General features: G+C 41.8%; 18 protein-coding genes. 9 read left to right on the top strand and 9 right to left on the bottom strand.

Features of this window, described 5'->3' with window-relative positions; translation table 11 throughout:
- Window positions 1-10: 10 nt before the first annotated feature.
- From POV27_RS16940 to POV27_RS16930, 3 genes are all read right to left on the bottom strand, one after another.
- Window positions 11-1,261 (bottom strand): OmpP1/FadL family transporter, encoded by a 1,251-nt coding sequence (locus POV27_RS16940; protein WP_272863978.1) that lies wholly within the window; start codon window positions 1,259-1,261, stop codon window positions 11-13.
- A gap of 110 nt (window positions 1,262-1,371) precedes the next feature.
- Window positions 1,372-2,145 (bottom strand): alpha/beta fold hydrolase, encoded by a 774-nt coding sequence (locus tag POV27_RS16935; protein WP_272863977.1) that lies wholly within the window; start codon window positions 2,143-2,145, stop codon window positions 1,372-1,374.
- Window positions 2,146-2,147: 2 nt separating this feature from the next.
- The gene (locus POV27_RS16930; RefSeq protein WP_272863976.1) at window positions 2,148-2,861 is read right to left on the bottom strand and encodes a pyridoxine 5'-phosphate synthase; all 714 of its coding nucleotides are present in this window, start codon (window positions 2,859-2,861) and stop codon (window positions 2,148-2,150) included.
- A gap of 84 nt (window positions 2,862-2,945) precedes the next feature.
- Here POV27_RS16930 and POV27_RS16925 point away from each other — a divergent pair, with 84 nt between their 5' ends.
- The 8 genes from POV27_RS16925 to murI all read left to right on the top strand — a co-directional run bounded on the left by POV27_RS16925 (window position 2,946) and on the right by murI (window position 10,936).
- Window positions 2,946-3,602 (top strand): CBS domain-containing protein, encoded by a 657-nt coding sequence (locus POV27_RS16925; protein WP_272863975.1) that lies wholly within the window; start codon window positions 2,946-2,948, stop codon window positions 3,600-3,602.
- 2 nt (window positions 3,603-3,604) lie between these two features.
- Window positions 3,605-4,489, top strand: a complete 885-nt coding sequence (locus tag POV27_RS16920; protein WP_272863974.1) for an NAD kinase — start codon at window positions 3,605-3,607, stop codon at window positions 4,487-4,489.
- A 99-nt stretch (window positions 4,490-4,588) separates the two neighbouring features.
- Window positions 4,589-5,278, top strand: coding sequence for a type IX secretion system protein PorG (porG, locus tag POV27_RS16915; protein WP_272863973.1), 690 nt, complete (start codon window positions 4,589-4,591; stop codon window positions 5,276-5,278).
- Window positions 5,279-5,280: 2 nt separating this feature from the next.
- The gene (locus tag POV27_RS16910; RefSeq protein ID WP_272863972.1) at window positions 5,281-6,024 is read left to right on the top strand and encodes an isoprenyl transferase; all 744 of its coding nucleotides are present in this window, start codon (window positions 5,281-5,283) and stop codon (window positions 6,022-6,024) included.
- Window positions 5,993-8,614, top strand: coding sequence for an outer membrane protein assembly factor BamA (gene bamA, locus POV27_RS16905; RefSeq protein WP_272863971.1), 2,622 nt, complete (start codon window positions 5,993-5,995; stop codon window positions 8,612-8,614). Before POV27_RS16910 ends, bamA begins: the two co-directional genes overlap by 32 nt.
- Window positions 8,615-8,652: 38 nt before the next feature.
- Window positions 8,653-9,510 (top strand): OmpH/Skp family outer membrane protein, encoded by an 858-nt coding sequence (locus POV27_RS16900; RefSeq protein ID WP_272863970.1) that lies wholly within the window; start codon window positions 8,653-8,655, stop codon window positions 9,508-9,510.
- Between the two features lie 52 nt (window positions 9,511-9,562).
- A complete protein-coding gene (locus tag POV27_RS16895; protein ID WP_272863969.1) occupies window positions 9,563-10,072 on the top strand; it encodes an OmpH/Skp family outer membrane protein in 510 nt (169 codons plus the stop codon).
- A 72-nt stretch (window positions 10,073-10,144) separates the two neighbouring features.
- The gene (gene murI / locus POV27_RS16890) at window positions 10,145-10,936 is read left to right on the top strand and encodes a glutamate racemase (protein ID WP_419179955.1); all 792 of its coding nucleotides are present in this window, start codon (window positions 10,145-10,147) and stop codon (window positions 10,934-10,936) included.
- A 15-nt stretch (window positions 10,937-10,951) separates the two neighbouring features.
- Here the strand turns inward: murI and POV27_RS16885 are convergent, their stop codons facing one another.
- Genes POV27_RS16885 through POV27_RS16870 form a run of 4 tightly spaced genes read right to left on the bottom strand, consistent with a single transcriptional unit; the run spans window position 10,952 to window position 14,901 of the window.
- Window positions 10,952-11,404, bottom strand: coding sequence for a hypothetical protein (locus POV27_RS16885; RefSeq protein WP_272863968.1), 453 nt, complete (start codon window positions 11,402-11,404; stop codon window positions 10,952-10,954).
- Window positions 11,405-11,409: 5 nt separating this feature from the next.
- Window positions 11,410-11,922: a gamma carbonic anhydrase family protein gene (locus tag POV27_RS16880; RefSeq protein ID WP_272863967.1), complete on the bottom strand. Its 513-nt coding sequence runs from the start codon at window positions 11,920-11,922 to the stop codon at window positions 11,410-11,412.
- Between the two features lie 3 nt (window positions 11,923-11,925).
- Window positions 11,926-12,657 carry a LytR/AlgR family response regulator transcription factor gene (locus POV27_RS16875; protein WP_272863966.1) on the bottom strand — a complete coding sequence of 244 codons (732 nt, stop codon included), beginning with the start codon at window positions 12,655-12,657 and terminating at the stop codon, window positions 11,926-11,928.
- Window positions 12,658-14,901 carry a histidine kinase gene (locus POV27_RS16870; protein WP_272863965.1) on the bottom strand — a complete coding sequence of 748 codons (2,244 nt, stop codon included), beginning with the start codon at window positions 14,899-14,901 and terminating at the stop codon, window positions 12,658-12,660.
- Between the two features lie 204 nt (window positions 14,902-15,105).
- On the opposite strand from POV27_RS16870, the gene POV27_RS16865 reads away from it, so the two are divergent.
- Entirely contained in the window at window positions 15,106-16,257 is a 1,152-nt protein-coding gene (locus POV27_RS16865; RefSeq protein WP_272863964.1) for a vWA domain-containing protein, read from the top strand.
- 64 nt (window positions 16,258-16,321) lie between these two features.
- Here POV27_RS16865 and POV27_RS16860 read toward each other — a convergent pair whose 3' ends face one another.
- Both POV27_RS16860 and POV27_RS20360 read right to left on the bottom strand, forming a co-directional pair.
- The gene (locus POV27_RS16860; RefSeq protein WP_272863963.1) at window positions 16,322-17,347 is read right to left on the bottom strand and encodes a PorP/SprF family type IX secretion system membrane protein; all 1,026 of its coding nucleotides are present in this window, start codon (window positions 17,345-17,347) and stop codon (window positions 16,322-16,324) included.
- 10 nt (window positions 17,348-17,357) lie between these two features.
- Entirely contained in the window at window positions 17,358-17,447 is a 90-nt protein-coding gene (locus tag POV27_RS20360; protein WP_419179952.1) for a T9SS type B sorting domain-containing protein, read from the bottom strand.
- Between the last annotated feature and the right edge of the window lie 6 nt (window positions 17,448-17,453).

Raw genomic sequence — 17,453 nt, 5'->3', positions numbered from 1 at the left:
CGGTAATTAGTTACATTTTATAGGTTAGCCCAAAACCTGGAATAAAGGCATTACTCTTATATTTTCCTGAAAACGGAGCAGCCACTCCATTTTCGAAGTACGGATCGTAGGAAGCTTCCACTTCCTTAAAGTGCAGGTAAAGGAAAGAAGCATCTAGCTGAAAACGGTCGCTCAGGTTTACGGTAAGCCCAGCAGTATATCCGTTACTATCGTTACGTGGGGTTTCTGGCGCGAAGAATCCATCTTGTACAGGAGACTCATCGAAGTACCATCCTGCTCTAAGCGTGAACATCTTGGTGGCATCGTATTGCAAACCGAAACGAACGGTAGAAGCATTTTTATAATTTCTTTGGTTGAAGGAATCTGGAATGTTTGGATCGGCAAAGTCGATATCCAAAGATTCGTACACATCCCAAAACGCACGGTTATAGTCGAATGCAGCTGTCCACTTCTCACAGAACTTATAGGAAATTCCAACAGTCATCTCGGCGGGTAGCGGTAAGCTAGCCTTGGCCGCAGTATCAGCAAAAGGAGTTAACGGGGAATTCGGGATGTTCTCGAAATCGGCATCGGCATCATCTGCTTCTAAGATGATTTCAGAACGGTAATTGGCTCCGATAGTAAGGTCTTCGGTAGGTCGAACCATTATTCCGGCGTTCCATCCCCAACCATTTACACCAGAAGCGTCGATGGTCACTTCACTTCGGTTTCCATCAAGGTCGGTAAGGGTTCTAGAAAGGTTTCTATTAAAGTTCACCGAACCGGTTACATAGATAGGTCCACCCCCCACACTCAATACATCATCGATCTTAAAAGATACAGTAGGCTGTACGAAAATAGCAGCCAGTTCAATATTGTTCACCAAGTGGGAACCGGCCCAATCGTCTTCATATTCTACCCTACTTCCATAAGGTGTGTACACCCCAAGACCAAAGGCCAACCAATCGGTGGCTTGATAGGACGCATAAAAATAGAAAGGGGTTCCAACAGGGCTATCGGTTTCGGCAAAGGCCCCTGTAGTTTCATTTTGGTACACTACATTGGAGAATACTCCGAATCCACCGGCAGATACATTCAATTTGTTCTCCAAATACACCAATCCAGCAGGGTTAAAGAATACCAATTCGCTACTGTCAATTAATGCTACACCTGTATGCCCCATGGCCAAGGATTTATTACCCTGAAGGCTCACGCGGTATCCACCTGCATACACCATAGCAGAGGCAAGCATACATACAGCAAGAAAGACTAATTTCTTCATAATAGTTCAGTTAAGTTTTATTTTTTGTAAAGTGTTTGACGGTATGATGTGCACATAAACAGAAATTTATTATGCATACATAATACTCTTGTTTTGCAATTTTAAAAAAATTATATCTCTTTTTGTAAGAAATTCGCAATAATTTCTAGAAAATCCTTAGGATTATCGGCATGTAGCCAATGACCCGCTTGCGGCACTGTAGCCGATTTTGCTTGTGGAAAATGTTTCTTGATGAGTATCTCATCGTAGGTTTCTATATACCCGGATTGTTCCCCTCTTACAAAAAGCGTATCCTTGGAAAAGGTGGCATTTTCGGGAAGCGCCTTTCCAATTTCAGTATTTTTTTCGGTAAGGACTTCAAGGTTTATTCGCAAGCCCAATTGTCCCTTTTCCTTCCAATACAAATTCTTCAACAGGAACTGTCGTGTGCCCAATTCGGGAATGTATTCAGCCAATTTCTCATCGGCTTTCCCACGACTTTTAATTTCATTAAAATCCAGCATTGCCAAGGCCTTCAGTATCTCATGATGATGCTGCGGATAGCTTTTAGGTGCAATATCGGCTACCATAAGTTGAGAAACCTGCTCCTCATGGGTCGTAGCAAATTCCATAGCCGTTTTTCCTCCCATGGAATGCCCCAAGAGGGCGATTTCGGTTAAACCATGGTGCTGACAATACTGGGAAAGGTCCTCCGACATCAATGCATAGGAAAACTCATCTGCATGAAAGCTACGCCCATGGTTTCTCTGATCTACCAAATGCACTTGATAGCCCATTTCGGCAAATTTGCGCCCTAGGGTCTTCCAGTTATCACTCATGCCTAAAAAACCATGTAATATGACAAAAGGAATTCCTTCTCCTATGATTTGCGAATGTAAAATCATAATTACGCCAATTTTTGAAGGTACTGTTTTACTACGTTATCCAAACCTTGGTAAATAGCCTCGCAAATAAGGGCGTGGCCAATGGAAACTTCCAGCAAATGCGGAACATTTTCTTTGAAGAATCGAATATTATCCAAGGATAAATCGTGACCTGCATTTACCCCCAATCCTAATTCATGGGCGCGTTGTGCACATGCTGCATACGGTTGTACGGCCGCTTCATTGCCCTTGGCATACTCCTCAGCAAAGGCCTCTGTATATAACTCAATCCGATCGGTCCCTGTAGCTACGGCACCTTCGATCATGGCGATTTCTGGATCTACAAAAATAGAAGTGCGGATGCCATTTCGTTTAAACTCTGTAATGATTTCCGAAAGGTAATCTTTGTGCGTTACGGTATCCCATCCCGCATTGGAGGTAATGGCATCGACTGCGTCGGGCACCAAGGTGACTTGGGTAGGTTTGATTTCCAATACCATTTTCGTGAACTTCTCTATGGGATTCCCTTCGATATTATATTCGGTGGTCACCACCTCTTTAAGATCATAGGCGTCCTGATATAGAATATGGCGCTCGTCCGGTCGCGGATGCACAGTGATTCCTTGGGCTCCAAATCCTTCAATATCTCGAGCCGCCTTAATAATATTAGGCATATTGCCACCCCTAGCATTGCGCAAGGTGGCCATTTTATTAATGTTTACGCTAAGTTTTGTCATGGTCTTCTGGAAAAACACAAAAATACGAAGATGCGCTACCGTTTTGCATCTTTATTTTGAGTAATTTGCACAAAAATTACGATCGTGCACACTCAGGACTATATCATAAACGATATCAAGGCTTTCGACATCGCCACCCCCATATCGGAAGTGCAAACGGCGTTCAACCAATTGACCTATTCGCATGTACCGGTGGCCAAAGATGGCGTTTTTTCTGGCTGCCTTAGCGAAACGGATGCCCATTGCTTTGAAGGTTCTAAAAGTCTGGCCGAATATCAATATGCACTGGAACCCTTCCACGTTCAGAAGAAAACACATTTTCTGGACATCTTGGAAGCTTTCGCTTTGCATGGCAGCAACATCATGCCTGTTCTTAATGAGGATTCCCAATATTTGGGATACTACGAACTAAGCGACATCATGGCGTTGTTCAACGACACCCCTTTCCTAAGTGAAACAGGAGGCATTATTGTGGTTGAAAAGGGAATTCAGGATTATTCCTTCAGTGAAATTTGCCAGATTGTAGAAAGCAACGATGGTAGGTTATTGGGTGTTTTTGTTTCCAAATTGGCCAACGACGTGATACAGGCCACCATAAAAATTGGGCATTCTGGAATGAATGCTATTGTACAGACCTTTCGCCGCTACGGATATAATGTGGTCTCCGAACATGAAGAGGATAAGATGTTGAAAGATCTCCAAGAGCGATCCAACTATCTCAACAAATACCTTAATATGTAGTCATGAAGATTGGCATTTACGGACAGTTTTACCACGAGCATTCCGAAGCCTACATCCAATTAATTCTGGATGCGCTTCAGCATTACGATGCCGAGGTTCTTATCAAAGCCAATTTTCTGAAAATCCTGAAAGCCAATAAGGGAATTTCCGATCATGTACTTTCTATGGGAACTTTCGAAGAACTCGACAGCTCCTATGATCTGTTTTTCAGTATTGGAGGCGATGGCACCATTTTGCGCTCGGTTACCTATGTTAGGGACTTGGGCATTCCTATAGTAGGGATTAATAGTGGAAGGCTTGGTTTTTTGGCAACCATTCAGAAGGAGAATGTTACTGAAAGCATTCAACGTATTTTAAAAGGCGACTATATCATTTCGGAGCGCGCACTGTTGTCGGTGAGTACAGAGCCGGCCCACCCAGAATTAGAGCCTTTGAATTTCGCTTTAAACGAAATTGCCGTAAACCGAAAGAACACGACCTCTATGATAAGGGTAGAGACGCATCTTAATGGTGAGTACTTAACGACCTATTGGAGTGATGGACTTATTGTCGCCACCCCGACAGGCTCTACGGGATATTCGCTTAGTTGTGGAGGCCCCGTGATCGATCCAAGCACCAATAGTATTGTACTAACGCCTATTGCCCCACACAATCTAAATGCACGTCCTTTCGTAATCCCTGACGATTGCACCGTAACCTTGAAGGTCTCCGGTAGGGAAGAAAACTACCTGATGTCATTGGATTCGAGAATTGCGACCCTCGACAATGAAACGGTCATCACCATACGCAAATCCCCATTTTCTATCAAGCTAGTACAGCTGCCGGACGAGAGCTTTGTAAAAACACTAAGGAAAAAGTTGCTATGGGGAGAAGACAAACGAAATTAAACAATAAAACACCTTAAAACTTGTTAATCAACTGAGACAAATTTGCTCAAAAGGCGTATAAGCAAAGTTAATTAGTATATTTGCAAACTTTTAAGGAATATGAAGTATTTCGCGACTGTCGTTTTATTAATTTCTCTGGTTTTCGAAGGGTCTTCGCAGACTTACGAGGTAGGTGGATTTATTGGCGGATCCAATTATATAGGAGATGTTGGAAAAACGAGTTATATAGCACCTAACGATGTAGCCTTTGGCGGCATCTTTAAATGGAATCGAAGTGCAAGGCACGCCTTCCGAGGATCTCTTATCGTTGCTGGGATTCAAGGAAACGATCTAGATTCTGGAGAAAGCAGAAGGCAACAGCGTGGTTACGAGTTCCAGAATACGGTGACCGAAATTTCGGTTGGGATAGAATATACGTTTTGGGAATACAACCTTTATAGTGGCCGACCACAATCTACGCCCTACCTATATACAGGTTTAACGTATTTCTTTTATGATGACTTGTATAAAAGAAGAGGAAGTGACCAAATCGTAAAATATGAAGGTGCGGGAGCCCCCGCCATTCCTATGGTAGTAGGATTTAAAACTTCTGTGTTCGGAAAGTTCATTTTAGGCATGGAAATTGGGGCTAGATATACGTTTACTGATAACCTGGATGGTAACAACCCAGATTTAGAAGGAGGCGAGACGCTAAGATTTGGGAATATCAACAGTGACGATTGGTATGTTTTTACAGGAGTTACCCTTACCTATACATTTGGTAGGCGCCCCTGCTACTGCAATTTTTAAAGATGACGCTTGAAGATAAAATAGACAAGAACAGACTTCCCCAACACTTGGCCGTGATCATGGACGGTAACGGTAGGTGGGCTAAAAAGAAAGGTCTGTTTCGGTCTAAGGGACATGAGAATGGAACCAAAGCAGTACGGGAAGTTGTGGAGGCCTGTGCGAAATTACCTATACCCAATCTCACTTTATACGCCTTCTCCACAGAAAACTGGAACCGACCGAAATTAGAAGTAGACACCTTAATGAGGCTATTGGTTTCTTCCTTAAAAAAGGAAATCGACACCCTTATAGACAACGACATTAAACTCAATGCCATAGGCAGTTTACAGTCCCTTCCCAAAAAGGTCTACAACGAATTGTTCGACGTGATGGACCGCACTAAGTCCAACAGTCGCATGACCCTTACACTGGCCCTTAGCTACGGTTCCCGAGAGGAAATCACAAAAACTATTAAAGAGATTAGCCTTAAAGTTAAAAATAACCTAATTTCGCCGTCGGATATTGACGAAGAGATGATAAATAATCATCTTTACACGCATGATTTGCCAGATGTTGACTTATTAATAAGGACAAGTGGCGAACAGCGTATTAGCAACTTTTTATTATGGCAAATTGCATATGCCGAGTTGTATTTTATAGAAACACTATGGCCCGATTTTACAAAGGAGCACCTTTTCGAGGCCATTTTAAATTATCAAAATAGAGAAAGAAGATTTGGAAAGACGAGTGAACAACTTTACCCATAACACCTCCACCATATTTTACCGAACCCTTTATTGCACATTCATCTTTGCGATATTTTCGGTGTGGAGTCTCACCGCACAGCAGAAGGAACTCGATTCGGGGATAAAATACACCATAAACAGCATTAAAGTAACTGGCGCTCAAAGCTTCAACGAAAATACGGTGATCGCCTTCACAAAACTAAAGGTTGGGGATCGTATTTATATCCCAGGGGAGAAGTTAAGTAACGTCACCAAAAAACTTTGGGAGCAGAATTTATTTAGCGATATCGCATTCTATGTAACCAATATCATCGATGGCGATAAAGTAGACTTAGAATTGTACATCGTTGAGCTTCCTAAGCTTAATGAGATAAAGATTGAAGGGGTCCGTAAAGGAAAGGCCAAGGAGATCATTGAAGACAATGACCTAACCAAGGGTACCAAGATCACTAAAAACCTTATTACTACTACCAAGAACTACATCAAGAATAAGTATCGCGATCAAGGGTTCTTGAACACCGATGTTATTTTTGCACAAACACCAGCCCTGGATTCTACAGGTACCGAAGTAGGTAAGGACGTAAGAATTCTTATCGATCGTGGAAGTCGAGTAAAAATATCGTCGATAGAATTTGAGGGTAATGAGGATATCAAAGACAAGAAATTACGTCGATTCCTAAAAAACACCAAGAAAAAGAATCCCTTGCGATTCTATAAGAAATCGAAATACACCGAAGCAGGTTTCCAAGAGGACAAGGAAAACCTTGTGAAGAAATATGCCGAAATCGGTTATCGTGATGCCCGGGTTATTAGTGACACCCTTATCGTTGAAGACGACAAGACAGTTGCGCTAAAAATCAATCTTGAAGAAGGTAGAAAGTACTATTTCGGTGATATCCGTTTTATCGGAAACAGCAAATACACGGACAATTTCCTTAGGCTATATTTAGGAATTCAGAAAGGGGAAGTATACAATGGTACTCTTTTAAAGGAGCGTATCCAAGACAATAGCGATCCAGATGCAGCGGACCTCACCAACCTATACCAAAACAATGGATATTTGGCAGTAAACATCAACCCAGTTGAGGTAGCCGTCCGAAACGACACCATTGATTTCGAAATCCGAATTCTTGAAAACAAAGAGTTCTACTTCAATCACGTTACCGTTGTTGGAAATGACAAGACCAACGACCACGTAATTTATCGTGAATTACGCACACGTCCGGGACAGAAGTACAGCAAGCGAAACGTGGTAAGAACGATTCGTGAATTGGGACAGTTAGGGTTCTTCGATGCGGAGCAACTTACCCCTAACTTTAAAGATGTAGACCAGAACAATGGCTTGGTAGATCTTGAATACGCTGTAGTAGAAAAAGGATCGAGCCAGATCGAGCTTCAAGGAGGTTATGGTGGTGGAGGTTTTGTAGGAACCTTAGGGCTTTCCTTCAACAACTTCTCTCTGCGAAATATGTTCAACAAAGATGCTTGGCAACCGGTTCCTATGGGAGATGGGCAACGTCTAGCGCTACGGGCGCAAGCGAGTAGTTTTTTCCAAACCTATAGTATTTCCTTAACGGAACCGTGGTTAGGAGGAAAAAAGCCAGTACAATTGAGCACTTCTTTCTCGCACACCATCCAATACCTTTTTGATTTTGTAGCGCGTGAAAGGGATAGAGATCGAAGATTTTTGATTACGGGTGGATCTGTTGGATTGGCCAAGAGGCTGAAATGGCCAGACGATTATTTCCAACTATCGCAATCCATCAGTTTCCAACACTACAACCTTAAAAATTATAATACCGGACTATTTACCTTTGGAGATGGATTCTCCAACAACCTTGCTTACACTATTGGATTGAGCAGGAACAGTACCTCGGCCAACCCAATCTATCCTAGATTTGGTTCTCAATTTAATGTGAGCGCTAAGCTAACCCTTCCCTATTCCGCATTCGGAAGTACCGATTTTTCTGCATTGGCAGATGAAAGACAAGCCAATCAGGATATCATAAACGACAGTAACAGTGATGCTGGATCTGTGGTAGATGCCCGTGAGCGTGTTTCCGAAATCGATCAAGAACGTTTTAGATGGTTGGAGTTTTACAAGGTAAAATTCGATGCTACATGGTACACCACCATTGTTGGGGATTTGGTATTACGCCCTAAAGCAGAATTCGGGTTCTTGGGAGCTTACAACAACGATCGCGGAATCCCACCATTTGAGCGTTTCTTCATAGGAGGTGACGGACTGGGAGCCTTTAGCTTGGACGGTAGAGAGGTCGTGCAGTTACGTGGTTATCCTAACCAATCGTTATCTAATAACGATGGAAATACCATTTACAATAAATTTTCGTTAGAACTAAGATACCCGGTTACATTAAAGCAACTGGCATCGATATATGTTCTAGCTTTTGCCGAAGGTGGTGCTGGCTACGACGGGTTTAGGAATTATAACCCATTCGATCTTAATAGGTCAGCCGGAGCAGGAATTCGTATATTTATGCCCGCCTTTGGTTTATTGGGTATCGATTTCGGATATGGTTTCGACCCTATTTTGGGAGGAACACAACGTAATGGATGGGAAACCCACTTCATTATTGGACAACAGTTTTAATTTTTGGCACGATATTTTCAAAGTAACAACCAGCAATTATGAAAACAACAAAATATTTTTTAATCGCATTGGCACTCATTGGGGCAGTGTCCTTTGCACAGGCCCAAAGAGGTGCGAGAATAGGATATATCGATATGGAATATATCTTGGAAAGCGTACCTGAGTATCAGGAAGCTTCCACGCAACTTGACGGAAAAGTGCAGCGATGGAAAAAAGATATTGAAAAGCTCAATGCAGAGATTGAGCAAATGAAACTGAACCTCAGCAACGAACGTGTACTGCTAACGACCGAGCTTATTGAAGAGCGTGAAGAGGAGATAAAAATCCTTGAAGAGGAAATGCTTACCTACCAACAGGCGCGTTTCGGACCCAACGGAGACCTGGATATTCAGAGAAGACAGTTAATACAGCCCGTTCAGGATCAGGTATTCAACATTGTTCAAGAAATTGCGGAAGCTAAGAAATACGATTTCATCTTCGATAAATCTGCCGATATCGTAATGTTGTTTGCTTCGAAGAGAAACGACATCAGCGATCAGGTACTACGAAGAATTAACCGCGCCAATAAGCGTGAAGAAGCCAAAAACCGTAAGGAAAAGAAAGAGATTGAAGCTCGTGACGGCCTAAGCGACGAACAAGATCGTGAAGTGACCGAAAGAGAGCAAGAAGCTGAAGAAAGAAAAGATGCTAGAACGCGTTTGCTGGAAGAAAGAAAAAGACAAAGAGATTCTGTTCGCGCTGCCAAGAAAGCTGAATTCGATGCAAAAAGAGCACGTCTACTTGAAGAAAGACAAAGAAGACGGGATTCTATCATGCAACTTCGCGATAAAAAACGTACTGAAAACGAGAACAACACTCCAGAAGGTGAAGGTGAAGGCGAAGGAGATAACGGATAACAAAGTTTAAAATAATCTAAATCTATTTACACTTAAATTTAATACAATAACGATGAAACAATTTAAATTACTATTTGTAGCTGCTGCACTTTTTGTAGGATTTACAACTTCTGTAAATGCACAATCGAAAGTTGCCCATATTGACACCCAGGCTTTGGTGGAGGCTATGCCAGAAATGAAAGCAGCGCAAAGTCAGTTAGAAAAACTTCAGAAGACCTACGATACGGAAATCAAGTCTATGCTAAAGGAATTGCAGGTGAAAATGGACCAGTACAATGCCGAGGCTGAATCGAAGACCGATGCAGAGAACGAAAAAAGAGCCATCGAAGTACAGGGAATGCAGAAGAACATTAACGACTACAGACAACAGGCCCTACAGGACCTACAGAAGAAAGAAGTAGATCTATTGAAGCCTGTTTTGGAAAAAGCGCGTACTGCCATTCAAAAAGTAGCAAGAGCACAAGGTTTCCAATACGTATTGGATTCAGCGCAAGGTAACGGAGTTATCTTGGCAGACGGAACCGATCTTCTAAGCTCTGTAAAACAAGAACTGAAGATTTAATTTGGAAATCATTCGGAATAAAACAAAGACCCTGTAGAAAATTCTAGAGGGTCTTTTTATATTTAGGGTATTGTGAAAGCAGAAGCACCTATAGGCATTTTCGACTCAGGCGTTGGGGGAACTTCCATCTGGAAAGAGATCCACCAATTGCTTCCCTATGAGCATACCCTTTATTTGGCAGATAGCCAATACGCCCCTTATGGAAATCGCCCCAAAGAGGAGATCATTTCCCTTAGTAAAAAGAACACCGAATACCTATTGGAAAAAGGTTCTAAAATTATAGTGGTTGCTTGTAATACCGCTACTACAAATGCCATTTCACAATTGCGTTCCGAATACGAAGTTCCTTTCATCGGTATTGAACCCGCCATTAAACCAGCCGCCCTAAAAACGAAAACAAAAAGCATCGGCATTTTAGCCACTAAGGGAACCCTAAGCAGTGAACTCTTTCATAAAACCGCAGAATCGGTCACCTATGGTATTAAATTGACGGAAGTTGTAGGGGAAGGTTTGGTGCCATTAATTGAAAAGGGAAATCTGGATACCCCAGAATTGCATGCTTTACTACAGCGATACCTAAAACCCATGCTCGAAGCCCGTATAGACCATTTGGTGCTAGGGTGCAGTCATTATCCCTATTTAGTACCGCTCTTGCGTGATATGCTCCCAGAGGACGTTAAAATCATCGATTCAGGGGAAGCTGTTGCCCGACAAACCCAAGCTGTGTTGAGGCAACATGATTTGTTGAATCCGAAAAAGGAAGATCCTAAACTTCAGTTCTACACCAATGCCCAAGAAAACACCTTGCATTTGTTGTTGAAGGACCATGCGGAAAAAGTTCAGATTGAGAAGAAGAAATTCTGATCCCTGAAACTTCGCCTAAGTATACTTCTCCATATAGTAGGCCATATCCTTTGGCCCTATAAAAGGCACGTCGATTCCCGTTTCATAAATTTGAACATCGAAATCCCGTTGCCATCTATAGTCATCATACAACTGAATGGAAATAACAAGAGAGAAGCTCACATAAACCATACTGAGCATCCAAAAACCTCGGACGAGTAATAATGGAATACGGGCTTTGTAAAATCTATTAATGATTCCCACAATCACTACCCAAAAAAGGAAGTAGACAGCCATATTTAGCAAAAGTGGAGCTATAAAATACTGTGTGGAAAGTGAGGTATGGAATCCTTCGCATTTGTAGATAAATGGAAATCCATAAAAAATGACGTGCTTAGCATCAACAGCCAATCCAAACCACCATTTTGTGATTGTCCAAAAAGATAATAAGGTTAGGGGAAGTATGACGTGTAAAAGAAGCTTTCTCAATGCTGTCACCCTTTGAACCACCCAGAATATTTCACATAGTTTTGGGCAATGCGGTGTATTTCGCCAGTCAATAATTCTTCACTAATATCTTTTACCTTCTTGGCAGGGACCCCGGCATAAATGCTTCCACTTTCTACATGGGTGTTTTTGGTGACCACTGCTCCTGCGGCGATAATGCTATTGCTTTCAATTACGCAGTCGTCCATCACGATACTTCCCATACCAATCAGCACATTATCTTTTACTGTACATCCATGTACAATGGCATTATGTCCTATGGAAACATTGTTACCAATATTGGTTGGCGACTTTTGGTATGTAGCGTGAATTACTGCACCATCTTGGACATTCACCCTATTCCCCATTTTTATATAGTGCACATCGCCTCGCACCACGGCGTTGAACCAAATGCTGCATTCGTTCCCCATCACCACATCCCCCACAATGGTGGCATTGTCGGCTACAAAACAATCTTCAGGAATTTCGGGGTGTTTACCGTTTACGGGTTTAATAATCATGCTCTATCCAAAATAACTCAATAAATCTTTCTTCTTGGCAGGGCTCACCATAATTTCCTTGCCATTTTTCAATACCACACTGCCGCCTTTCCCCTTTCGGTATTCTCTGATGGCATTCACATTTACCAAGTAGGATTTATGGACTCGGGCAAATCCATTGTCGGATAAGGTATCTTCAAAATATTTCAAGGTCTTGCTCACCAGCTTTTTCTTTTCTCCTACGTAGATCAAGGTATAGTTGTCATCGGCTTGACAATAGAGTATATCTTCAATCTGGAGAACTTCGAATCCATGTTGCAGTGGAATGGTAATCTTTCCATTTACGGTGGCCTGTTTTGGCTTAAGGACCGTATTTTGGAGGTTATTTTCCTTCTCTTTTATTTCCATCACATAATCCACAGCCTCGATAAGCTTGTCGATGTTTATGGGCTTCAACAAATAATAGGAGGCATGAGCATTCAAGGCATCTATGGCATAGTGGTCATAGGCAGTCACAAACACAGTTTCGAATGTACGATCACCCACTTTGTCTAACAGATCGAAAGCATTGCCATAAGGCATTTCTACATCCAAAAAAACCAGGTCCAGGTCATGGTTACGAATAAGCACTAGGGCCTCATCCACATTGGCAGCCTCACCCATCAATTCAATTTTAGGGCAATACTTTGCCAAATAATTCTTCAGTATATCCCTACTGGTTTGTTCATCTTCAACAATAATAGCCCTTAAATTCATTTAGTCTTTCTTTAAAATTAGTTGCACCCTTGTACCTATTTCGTCTTCAAAAGCATCTTCCACCAACACATCGACTTTGTCCAGATACATTTGGTTGAGAATGGCAATTCGCTTTTTGATATTACCCATCCCTTTCGATTTTTGTTTCTTCTGATTTTCGGTCTTCAGCTCCTTCGAACGCCTTCTTCCAATACCGTCGTCCGTTATTGTGATCATTACTGTATCCCGGTCCTTTTGGTTGAAATCGATCACCAAACTTCCCTTTTCTTCCTTATAGCGAAGTCCATGCCACACCGCATTCTCCACATAGGGCTGTAATAACATAGGAGGAATCACAAAATCGTCTACAGCCAAAGCTTCATCTATATTCACTTCATATTCGAATTTGTCCTTGAATCGGAAGTGCTCTAGTTTTACATACAATCGCAATAGGTCGATTTCTTTGGACAAAGGAATGAAGTCTTCTTCACTATTTTCCAATACCGAACGCATGAGCTGGGAGAATTCGCTCAAATAGCGATTGGCCGCCCGTTCATCATTGCTCGCAATAAAACTGTTTACCGAATTGAGCGCATTAAAAATGAAATGAGGGTTCATTTGCGTACGCAAGGATTTTAGGGCCAATAAATTATTGGCATACTTCTGCTGATTCACATTACGCCGCTGATAATAGGCTGCAAACATCAACAATACGGCAATGGCAATAAGGGAACCTATGATCCATTGCTGCACCCTGTTGTTTTTCTCAATGAGTTCCTGATTTTCGAAAGCCAACTGATAACGGCTTTCATTCAGCTTTCTTTCGCTCTCAAGACTTTTGATCCTATTCTGCTTTAAGGCAATCTCCTTACTGAAACGAGTGGCTTGCGATAGTTCCTGTTCTTTTCGTATATATAGTTCGTCTACTACTGCTACATATCGTTCGTAACTCTCTGCCGCCTTATCGAATTCCCCAATGTCACGGTATATTTCTGAAAGCTTACGTGTTGCATCCTTTTGCACCACCAAATCCTCCTTGGCATCGGCTTCGGTAATACTCTTCTCCAGAAAAGGAATGGCCTCGCCGTAACGATCTTGGGCTACATATGCATTTGCAATCTTATAATTCTGTCGTTGTGGCGTCAAAGCACTACTTATGTCGTCTATGGTATCCCCGAGCCTTTGAAGCGTGTTGATTTCACTCAATGCCTCTTGGCGCAATTCGATCTCTTTATCAAAATCCTGTTTCTGATTGTAAAAATCGGCCACCGTGTTCTTCTCGGCTACGGCTCGTTTTCTGTTTTCATTCTGGGAAAGCAATAGCGAATTATCGAAATAAGCCTCTGCTTCTTCTATGGCTCCTCCCAAGGCATAGGCCTCTCCTATGCTGGAATTAAGGTCCGTAATCTTTGGTATGATCTGATGTTCATTGGCAATATCCAGAGCTTTCTGATAATTGAAAACGCTCTTTACCGCATCGTTTGTGGCTTTATAATTATCCCCTAACCCTTCATATACTTCAACCCTTTGGTAATTGGAAAGTTTTAGGTTGAGTAGCCTTTTATATTCATCGATACTTTCTTGATAGTTGCCGTTTTGCATGAACGCAATAGCCAATTTAATGCGTGTATCGGGATTGGGAAGGGAACGGATACTCTCCTTATAATTCGCCACGGCCAAGTCGGGTAATTGCCAATGGAGGTTAATATCTCCTAGCGTTTCAAAGGCAATGGCGTTTTGGGTAGAAGAAGCCTTTCTTCCCGTGACTGACTGTAATGCTTTGGTTACGTATTCTATACTTCGCTTCGCATCTGTTTTTAAGGTGGCTTTGGCCGAATCAATATACACGGTAAAGAAGTCTACCTTTTTCCCTTTAGTTCCTGTGCTAAACCTATAGGTTGGAAGCTCCGTTTCTATTACTTTTTTTACCTCAAGGGTTATTTTTTGATCATCGGCTATTCGATATCGCACCGTTTCGAACTCATCACTTCGTATCACCAATTCATCTCCTACCTGTGCTTTTATCTTGAATTGTCCTTCGCCATCGGTAGTTGTATATCCTTTACCGGTAATTTCCACATTTACCTTACCAATAGGTTTGAAGGTTTCCGACTCCAGAACTTGCCCTTCAAGATCAAAACTGGCAGCATCATCACTTTCAAACACATTGTCTTTTCTGTCCAATACACCTCGATTTTCTTGGGTATACCCCAACTTCGGAAGCAGAACAAAAAAGCAAATTATGTATAGGAGTACTCTCTTCATGATTCATTTAAAACGTAAACATACACACTTTAAGGCGTTTCAAAAAATGAGCTATGCTCATGTAAGCGAAAAAACACCGTTAAAAACACCTTTTGACTAAAACATAAGACCCGTTCCCTCACCCAAAATGCCGTTTCGCTAAACACCCTTTTTTTATGAAATAAGACTGCCATAGGTTTACCCAAAATTTAAACGAAAGACATTATGAAGACATTACAGACTATCGCTTTGCTTTTTTCCGTCATGACGATGTACGCATGCAAAAACGATCATGAAAAAGGTGTGGCGCTTCATTCTAACGCGAATCCATCTGAAAACGTTTCCGAACACTATATCCGAGTAGCCCTTTTATTGGATACCTCCAACAGTATGGATGGACTTATAGATCAAGCCAAGGCTCAGTTATGGGAAATCGTAAACGAACTTTCCTATGCCAAGTGCCGTAGCAAACAGCCCAATTTGGAAATCGCCCTGTACGAATACGGAAATGACAAATTGAATTCCAAAGATGGATACTTACGAAAAATCCTTCCTTTTACGAACGATTTGGATGATGTGTCCAAAGAATTGTTTTCCCTTACCACCGATGGTGGAAGTGAATACTGCGGAACTGTAATCCAAGCTTCCCTAGAGGAATTGGATTGGGGGAACGATGCCGATGATCTTAAAATGATCTTTATTGCCGGAAACGAACCCTTTACACAAGGTGATGTAGACTATAGGGATGCAGGAGGTAAGGCCAAGGAAAAGGATGTTGTTGTCAATACCATTTTCTGTGGGGACTTCGATCATGGAATTGCTACCAAATGGCAGGATGGTGCCAAAATTACCTATGGGGATTATATGGCCATTAATCACGATCAGAAAACAGTTCATATTGCCTCACCTTACGATGACGTAATCCTACAACTCAACATTCAGTTAAATGGCACCTATGTGCCTTATGGAAAAAGAGGAAGGGTTAAAGTGGCAGAACAATCCATACAGGATGGTAATGCAAGAGGTTACGGTAAAGAGAATGCCGTAAGTAGAACAGTTTCCAAAAGTTCTTCATTCTACAAAAACAGCTCTTGGGATTTGGTAGATGCTGAGGAAGAGGAAGATTTCAGCTATGATGAATTGAAGGAAGAAGAACTTCCTGATAATTTAAAAGGAAAGTCCACTGCTCAGATTAAAGCCTATGTAAAGAAACAAAGGGCAGAGCGCGAACGTATCAAAGGTGAAATCTCGAAACTGAACGAACAACGTAGAAAATATATCGCTGAGGAGAAAAAAGCATCATCCAACGGATTGGAAAGTGCTATGATCGATGCACTGAAGAAACAGGCAAAAAAGAAAAATTACACTTGGAACTAAAAGATATTGAAACTAAAAAAAGCCCCTTTTCGAGGGGCTTTTTTTATATCTCTTTTATTTGAATTTAATAGCCTCTTGGACGTAACATACCGTTGTATCTCATATCCTGAGACCAGCGCGTAATTTTACCCTCCAGGAAATTATATCCCAAAGTAATCTGGTGGAATCCTCCATTATCGAAACGAATACTTCCAGACTGATGGGTATACGTATAAGCAAAAACGAACTTATTATAGTTCACCCCAATAACAGGCGTAATAAACTGCAATTTCTGATCTTTAATTTCTGTCCCATCCAAGAACTCTGAACCGTCGAAACTTCTTCTGTACGAAATTCCACCCCAAACACGTCCAAATTCTACTTCACGGAATGCCTTGAAGTTTACGTCGATGGACTGCTCTCCCGTTCTTTCCTTCCACTGAAATAAGAAAGAAGGCTCGAATGCCCATCTTCCATAGGTGGTAGGAATAAAGTACGCCGAAGAAATAAGGTAGGTTCTTTGATTATTGGATTCAATCTCATCCGTAAATAGATTTCTATTTTGGAATAGTACATTCTTAGCCGTTACATGTCCGGAGAAATTCAAGAAATAGTAGGATACTCCAACATCTGCGTTGAAATAAGAACTACTTTGAATAATTCCAGCCACAATAGGATCGAAGTCATTGGGATCGAATTGCGTTTCATCCAATCTCGATTGTATAAGTCCCGCACTTAACCCAAATGAAAGTTGGTTAAGATCGGCATTGCTTCTTCCAAACTGAATGTGGTGTGCATAGGTTAGGTACCCTCCCACTTGCGAATGGTATCCATTCTGGTCGTTGAAAACGATTGCACCAATACCAGATCTATCTGTTAATCTGGCATTAAAGCTCAAGGTTTGGAGGTTAGGCGCTTCGTCTTGGTCAAACCATTGCTGTCTTGCACTTAAACGAAGCTTGTAATAGTTCGCTGCTCCGGCAGTGGCAGGGTGCAATAGGTAAATGTTATCCGAAAAATAATCCGAATACGTAGGGATTCCATCCTGCGCAAATCCAATAAATGTGGAGCAGATTAGTAATAAGCTTAAGTAGGTTTTTCTAATATTCATAGTCGTTTTCTTAACGTTTAAGAGTAAAGTGTCCAGTGAACTCCTTTCTTGCCTCGTCCTCGGTGTACTCGACCCTGAACCAGTAGTCGCTCGAGGGCAGCGGGTT

It is taken from the genome of Aureisphaera galaxeae (genome assembly GCF_028561275.1).
GTDB lineage: Bacteria > Bacteroidota > Bacteroidia > Flavobacteriales > Flavobacteriaceae > Aureisphaera > Aureisphaera galaxeae.
This window is presented reverse-complemented; position numbering and strand designations above follow the sequence as displayed.

Coding starts and splice junctions, on each gene's coding strand:
- POV27_RS16940 (WP_272863978.1), bottom strand. CDS start 1,261: ATGAAGAAATTAGTCTTTCTTGCTGTATGTATGCTTGCCTCTGCTATG.
- POV27_RS16935 (WP_272863977.1), bottom strand. CDS start 2,145: ATGATTTTACATTCGCAAATCATAGGAGAAGGAATTCCTTTTGTCATA.
- POV27_RS16930 (WP_272863976.1), bottom strand. CDS start 2,861: ATGACAAAACTTAGCGTAAACATTAATAAAATGGCCACCTTGCGCAAT.
- POV27_RS16920 (WP_272863974.1), top strand. CDS start 3,605: ATGAAGATTGGCATTTACGGACAGTTTTACCACGAGCATTCCGAAGCC.
- porG (WP_272863973.1), top strand. CDS start 4,589: ATGAAGTATTTCGCGACTGTCGTTTTATTAATTTCTCTGGTTTTCGAA.
- POV27_RS16910 (WP_272863972.1), top strand. CDS start 5,281: ATGACGCTTGAAGATAAAATAGACAAGAACAGACTTCCCCAACACTTG.
- POV27_RS16900 (WP_272863970.1), top strand. CDS start 8,653: ATGAAAACAACAAAATATTTTTTAATCGCATTGGCACTCATTGGGGCA.
- POV27_RS16895 (WP_272863969.1), top strand. CDS start 9,563: ATGAAACAATTTAAATTACTATTTGTAGCTGCTGCACTTTTTGTAGGA.
- POV27_RS16880 (WP_272863967.1), bottom strand. CDS start 11,922: ATGATTATTAAACCCGTAAACGGTAAACACCCCGAAATTCCTGAAGAT.
- POV27_RS16875 (WP_272863966.1), bottom strand. CDS start 12,657: ATGAATTTAAGGGCTATTATTGTTGAAGATGAACAAACCAGTAGGGAT.
- POV27_RS16870 (WP_272863965.1), bottom strand. CDS start 14,901: ATGAAGAGAGTACTCCTATACATAATTTGCTTTTTTGTTCTGCTTCCG.
- POV27_RS16865 (WP_272863964.1), top strand. CDS start 15,106: ATGAAGACATTACAGACTATCGCTTTGCTTTTTTCCGTCATGACGATG.
- POV27_RS16860 (WP_272863963.1), bottom strand. CDS start 17,347: ATGAATATTAGAAAAACCTACTTAAGCTTATTACTAATCTGCTCCACA.